Source organism: Nostoc cf. edaphicum LEGE 07299, from assembly GCF_015207245.1.
Taxonomy (GTDB): domain Bacteria; phylum Cyanobacteriota; class Cyanobacteriia; order Cyanobacteriales; family Nostocaceae; genus Nostoc; species Nostoc edaphicum_B.
The window spans coordinates 1-6,049 of record NZ_JADEXF010000251.1 but is presented as its reverse complement, the minus strand read 5'-3'; the positions used below and the strand labels follow the sequence as shown (position 1 = coordinate 6,049).

Here is a 6,049-nt window from a genome sequence, read left to right as displayed (position 1 = left end):
CGTGGATATAGCGCGTGATAATCGCCCGTTCCCTCTGTGGCGGCAGTTGTCGGATACCATTGCCACGCTTTGAGAGTGCCATCATCGGGCGCTTGGGTAGATAAAGCATAGGCTTGGGAAGATGTGCTATTGGATTCAAACACACTGAATTGACAAGCGGGAATGTTTTTGAAGGTATGCTCACCGCCGTCGATGTGCCACAGGTTAAAGTCTCCCCGTGAAGAACGACCGATGCAACCTGCACCAAAGCCCCCTAAAGGCATACCATGCCAAGGGCCATCATCAATATTACTTGCATAGCGGACTGTATAAGGTTTATCCCAGCCTAAGCCGATGGGACGGCTCCAAGTGCAAGAGGGAATTTCTGGAGAGAGTTGATTTGTCATCGCCTAATGTTACAGCGTGCAGTTACGTCAATGAAGACTAGCGCGATGTGAGATTTTTCTCAAGGTAGTGGCACGGTAATGCCTATTGGTATCTAATACTTCTCGCTTTGTGCATTTTTTATTCTGAATCAGGTTTTGGGAAAAGGTTAAGGGGTAAAGGTTAAAGGTTTTTTCTTTTCAGGACTTACGCAATAACTCTCTAAAACTCTTATTTCTCCGCGTCCTTTGCGTCCTTGGCGGTTCGTTTTTTCATTATTTTGCGTAAGTCCTACTTTTAACCGAGAAGTATTGCATTGGTGTCAACTTAAGCTGAAATTTTTTAACTAGTCGTAGCCCACCCTTAGACATCGCTCACGTAATTACTACTGAACTACAAAGTATAGAGCTTATCCCAGTCACTAAGACTTTAATATTTTGCTTCTACTGCGTGTTACTCAACCGCTACTTGAACTTTAAATCTAGAGTTTTTAACTCTAGTGGGTAAATAACTCGTTAATTTGGGTATTTTAAAGCACAGAGGTAATTTTCTCAATAGTTTTAACAAAACAAGATGACACAATACGCCCTTGTGGTTGAAATTGCTCAGTATGACAACAGTTTCGGCAGCCTGACTAAACCTATTGATGATGCAGAGGCTGTGGTTAACACAGAAAAATTTTTGCTGGTGGTAGATGAGTTTGAGAAAGTATTTACAGTTTGTATAGATAAGGAAGAACGGCAGAGATTTATTGAACTACTAACTGGGGTAGTAGAAATTCATGATTCGCGGTTAGCAGTTGTAATTACTATGCGAGGTGATTTTCTTCAATCCTGTTTAGATAATCCTTCTCTGACTCAACTGATTCAAACCCCAGTAGTTGTTATACCGCCTTTAACTGGAGTTGATTTCAAGGAGACAATCGCCAAATCTGCCCAGCTTCAGGTTCATAGTGTTGAAGAAGCAGGAGCATTAAAAATTCTCCAAAATCTTCAACAAGAACCAGGGAATTTGCCATTGTTAAAGTTTGCCTTAACTAAACTCTGGGAGAAACGCGAGCAAAAGAAATATCAACTTACCCAAGAAGAGTATGAGAACTTGGGAGGATTAACTGCGGTATTAAATCTCCATGCAGAAAATGTTTATCACTACCAAGATTATGAGAAAGAATATCCAACTCAAGAACGCAGTCAGCAAGAAAAGGAATGGATTAAGCAGATTTTTCTGCGGTTAGTAAGAACGGGAGAGGGAGAAAAGGATACCCGACAGCGCCAACCAAAAGCCACATTATTAAATATTGCAGGTGATGATGCCAATCAACGGCAACAACTTAGTGAGTTGCTAGATGGTGAAGCAGGATTGGCTAAGGGACGCTTATTAGTTTCTGAGAAAGATGAAAAAGGAGAAGTCTGGATTAATTTAGCCCATGAAGCTTTAATTGAAAGTTGGCAGCAGTTTGCCCAGTGGCGACAACAAGACCGAGACTTGCGACCGTTGAGCGAGACATTAGAAAATACCCGACGGGAATGGTTGAACGAAAGGCCGGATGACAAATATTTAATCCAAAAGGGATTGCTGGCCCAAGTGAGAGATAGCTGGCAACAATTGCAGCCCGATTTGCAATCACTCCAACAAGATGAAGATTTTTACCAGCGCAGCGATGCCGATGACAAAGACCGGATTGCCGAGATGGAAAAAGCGCTTACTGAATCCCAGTTGCGAGAAAAAGCGGCTAGAGTAGACGATTTATTGCCCTTACAACCCCTAGATAGTCTAGTTTTGGCAATTCAAGCTATGGGGGAGAATCAAGAGAAACTACCCCAGCAGATTCTTGCATCAGTTCAGAACAGTTTGAATCGGGTGGTGAATAAAGCAAGAGTCTCGATTCCCTTCTGTGGTCATGAGGGGAATGTCTCTTCTGTCGCTATTAGCGCTGATGGGCAGACGATTGTTAGTAGTGGTACTGACGGCACTGTACGGTTGTGGAATTACCAAGGTCTTCCCTTAGCTGAACCTTTGCGTGGTCATCAGGGTAATGTCTCTTCTGTCGCCATCAGCGCCGATGGGCAGACGATTGTTAGTAGTGGTACTGACGGCACTGTGCGGTTGTGGAATTACCAAGGTCTTTCCTTAGCTGAACCTTTGCGCGGTCATGAGGGTAATGTCTCTTCTGTCGCTATTAGCGCCGATGGGCAGACGATTGTCAGTGGTGGTGCCGACGGTATGGTGCGGCTGTGGAACCGCCAAGGTCTTCCCTTAGCTAAACCATTGCGTGGGGATAAAAATGATATCTCTTCTGTCGCCATCAGTGCCGATGGGCAGACGATTGTCAGTGGTGGCGCCGATGGTATGGTGCGGTTATGGAGTTACCAAGGTCTTCTCTTGGCTGAACCTTTGTATGGTCATGAGGGTAATGTGAGGTCTGTGGCCATCAGCGCCAATGGACAGACGATTGTCAGTGGCGGTGCTGATGGTACGGTGCGGTTGTGGAATCGCCAAGGTCTTTCCTTAGCCGAACCTTTGCGCGGTCATGAGGGTAATGTCAATTCTGTCGCTATCAGCACCGATGGGCAGACGATTGTCAGCGGCAGTGATGGCAGCACTGTGCGATTGTGGAATCGCCAAGGTCTTCCCTTAACTGAACCTTTGCGTGGTCATGAAGGCAATGTTAGGTCTGTCGCTATCAGCACTCATGGTCAGACAATTGTTAGTGGTAGTACTGACGGCACGGTGCGGTTTTGGAACCACCAAGGTCTTGCCTTAACTGAACCTTTGCGCGGTCATCAGAGTTGGGTTTATTCTGTCGCCATTAGCACCGATGGACAGACGATTGTCAGCGGCGGTACTGACGGCACGGTGCGGTTGTGGAATCACCAAGGTCTTGCCTTAACCGAACCTTTGCGCGGTCATCAGGGTTGGGTCTATTCTGTCGCTATCAGTACTGATGGTCAGACGATTGTCAGCGGTGGTAGTGACGGTACGGTGCGTTTGTGGAATCTGCAAGGTCTTGCCTTAGCTGAACCTTTGTATGGTCATGAGGGTTATGTCAATTCTGTCGCCATCAGTGCCGATGGGCAGATGATTGTTAGTGGCGGTGATGACGGCACTGTGCGTTTGTGGAATCGTCAAGGTTTTGCCTTAGCTGAACCTTTGCGTGGTCATCAGGGTTTTGTCAATTCTGTGGCCATTAGCGCTGATGGGCAGACGATTGTTAGTGGTGGTACTGATGGCGCTGTACGGTTGTGGAATCTGCAAGGTCTTCCCTTAGCTGAACCTTTGCGCGGTCATAAAGGTTGGGTCTATTCTGTCGCCATTAGCGCCGATGGGCAGACGATTGTTAGTGGCGGTGATGACGGCACTGTGCGGTTGTGGAACCTGCAAGGTCTTCCCTTGGCTGAACCTTTACGCGGTCATGAGGGTTGGGTTTATTCTGTCGCCATTAGCACCGATGGGCAGACGATTGTTAGCGGCGGTGAAGATGGTACTGTACGGTTGTGGCGCGGTGACTGGCGTGCATGGTTGCAAGTGTGTTGTGACAGGTTACGTTACCATCCCGTCTTCACCAATCCGCAAACAGAGGAAGCAAAAGCTGCCTGCGAAACCTGCCAAAAATATGTTTGGAGTAAAGTAAGCGGGTAAAAACACGGCATTGCTGTGCCTCTAAGAAGGTCTGCACTCGACTCAATTGCAAACGGCTATAAAGGCAGTAAGTAAAGAAAGGAGAACACAAAAAGGAGACTTATTATCTTCTTCATTTAGGCTCAGAACTCCAGTTTTCTCCTTTAAAACTTGGAAGTTCATGCTCAAAACTCGGAACTTTATGTTCACAACTGTAACAGCCGAGATCCAAGGATAAATTATGGTGAGTGAAAAGCTTAGGCGTAACCCGCACTTTGACAAAGCTCACCCTTTGCCCTTGGAATTTTTATTGGTGTTATTGAAATTAAACTTGTATATGTGGGCACTCTAAAATTAAGCAACATACTGGAGATTAATTTCTATGTCCACAACCCCAATTAGTGCAACACTAGCGCAATCAGATAGAGATGCAGTGTTGCAAGCGATCGCTACAATTAAAGAGAAACTACCATTTTTGATTGATTTAAGTAACGAGGAGCGGAAAGCTTTACCCAAGATGGGAGATAAAAGCCGCGCCTTTGTCAGTAAAGCATTGGAAGTAGCGACACAGAACCCAGAGTTTTTACCGCGATCGTTTGACCTCGATGAGATGCGGAAAGACGTACAATTATTTGAAGCTTTGTATCCAGTACTGCTGTCTTTCTCGCAATTACAAGAGTTGCTAGATGATACATCTATAGCAGTGGGCAGTGAAGCTTATGCAGCCGCGTTGCAGGTGTATAATTATGCCAAAGCTAGTGGACAAGGCGCTGGTTTAGATGGAGTAGTTGAGGAAATGGGGCAAAGGTTCGCCCGTAAATCTCGGAAATCCAAGCCTCAAGCCGCAGCCTTGTAGAAAATAGCTCGGCAATTGCACTTCTAAGGTGCAATGTTGAAGCTCAGAACTCGGATGTTGGAGTAAATTGCTCGACGTTCCGAGTTCTGAACTCGAAGTTTCAACCTCAGAACATGGAATTTCGAGATAAGAACACGAAACTTCATGCTTTGAACAGCAACGTCCGAGATCCAAGAGTGAATGATGGTAAGTGGAAGGCAATCGCTCTCCTTTTTAACTCGGAACTTCGTAATTTGAACTGCAACATCCGAGATTGAAGGGTCAATGATGATGAATCAAAGGCTTAGGGGTAGCCCGCAGAAGACATCGCTTCCATAATTCCTAGCAGAGTTGAAGGTATAAAGCTTATCCTTGGCAAAGCAAAACCTTAAGTGCTGAAATTTTGCTTATTTTCAGGAAACTTACACTTCACCTCAATTTCAAAATTACTCTCCGCCGAACCTTCTGTTACGAAGGGGATACCAGTTTTTCCGCCTATCTTTAAGCCAAACTTCAGAGTCACCTCTTCGACTTCAGCAGCACCTAAATTTTTAAAAGCGCCAATGGCATATTTGGTATAAGCTCGAATTTGATGGTGAACTTCCTCAATTTTGACAAATGCCTCTTCCCGAAAGCCGTAAGATTCTTTCTCCTCATCAACCTCCGGTGTGACAACTTCTGGTATATTTGGCGTTTCTTTTGACTCGAACAGAATTGTATAGATTTCCCCGTCTTCTTCAAAGACTAAACGTTCTATGTTCGACATCAAGCCCTCAGAGTTTAGGTGTATTTAAGTTATCTTATTCTGTAACAGACAATTTAAATATGTATAGATGGCTCGTTACGCCCTTGTAGTTGGCATTACAGATTATACAAATCAGCTTTCCAATCTCACAAAACCAGCTACGGATGCCGAAGCAGTCGCGCAAGTACTAAAAACGCATGGTGATTTTGAGGATATCGTTGTTCTCAAAGGAAAAGTTAGTACAAATAAGTTGGCTGAAGCTTTAAAAACACTTTTGCAACAACAAGCAGTTAAAAACGAAGCGCTAATTTACTTTACAGGGCATGGCATCACCGTCTCTGACAGCTTAGGAACACAACAAGCATATCTAGCAACCTCTGACTTGACAATTGTCACTCAAGGCAAGCAAATTATTGAACAAACAGGCGGGATTAGTCTTTTAAGTCTTAACAATTTAATTAAAGACTCCGACTTGAGTAGTCTAGTAG

General features: G+C 44.8%; 5 protein-coding genes. 3 read left to right on the top strand and 2 right to left on the bottom strand.

Features of this window, described 5'->3' with window-relative positions; translation table 11 throughout:
• Positions 1-386: GH116 family glycosyl-hydrolase (locus IQ229_RS09645; protein ID WP_265582966.1), on the bottom strand; the 386-nt coding region annotated here is incomplete at its 3' end.
• Positions 387-936: 550 nt separating this feature from the next.
• Between IQ229_RS09645 and IQ229_RS09640 the strand changes: the two genes are divergently transcribed.
• Together IQ229_RS09640 and IQ229_RS09635 are read left to right on the top strand one after the other, a co-directional pair.
• Positions 937-4,002, top strand: a complete 3,066-nt coding sequence (locus IQ229_RS09640; protein WP_194043208.1) for a WD40 repeat domain-containing protein — start codon at positions 937-939, stop codon at positions 4,000-4,002.
• Between the two features lie 361 nt (positions 4,003-4,363).
• Positions 4,364-4,837 carry a hypothetical protein gene (locus tag IQ229_RS09635; protein ID WP_194043206.1) on the top strand — a complete coding sequence of 158 codons (474 nt, stop codon included), beginning with the start codon at positions 4,364-4,366 and terminating at the stop codon, positions 4,835-4,837.
• Positions 4,838-5,204: 367 nt separating this feature from the next.
• Here IQ229_RS09635 and IQ229_RS09630 read toward each other — a convergent pair whose 3' ends face one another.
• Positions 5,205-5,582, bottom strand: coding sequence for a CU044_2847 family protein (locus IQ229_RS09630; protein ID WP_194043205.1), 378 nt, complete (start codon positions 5,580-5,582; stop codon positions 5,205-5,207).
• Positions 5,583-5,649: 67 nt separating this feature from the next.
• On the opposite strand from IQ229_RS09630, the gene IQ229_RS09625 reads away from it, so the two are divergent.
• Positions 5,650-6,049, top strand: a 400-nt coding sequence (locus IQ229_RS09625) for a caspase family protein (RefSeq protein WP_194043203.1), incomplete at its 3' end; no start/stop codon positions are given.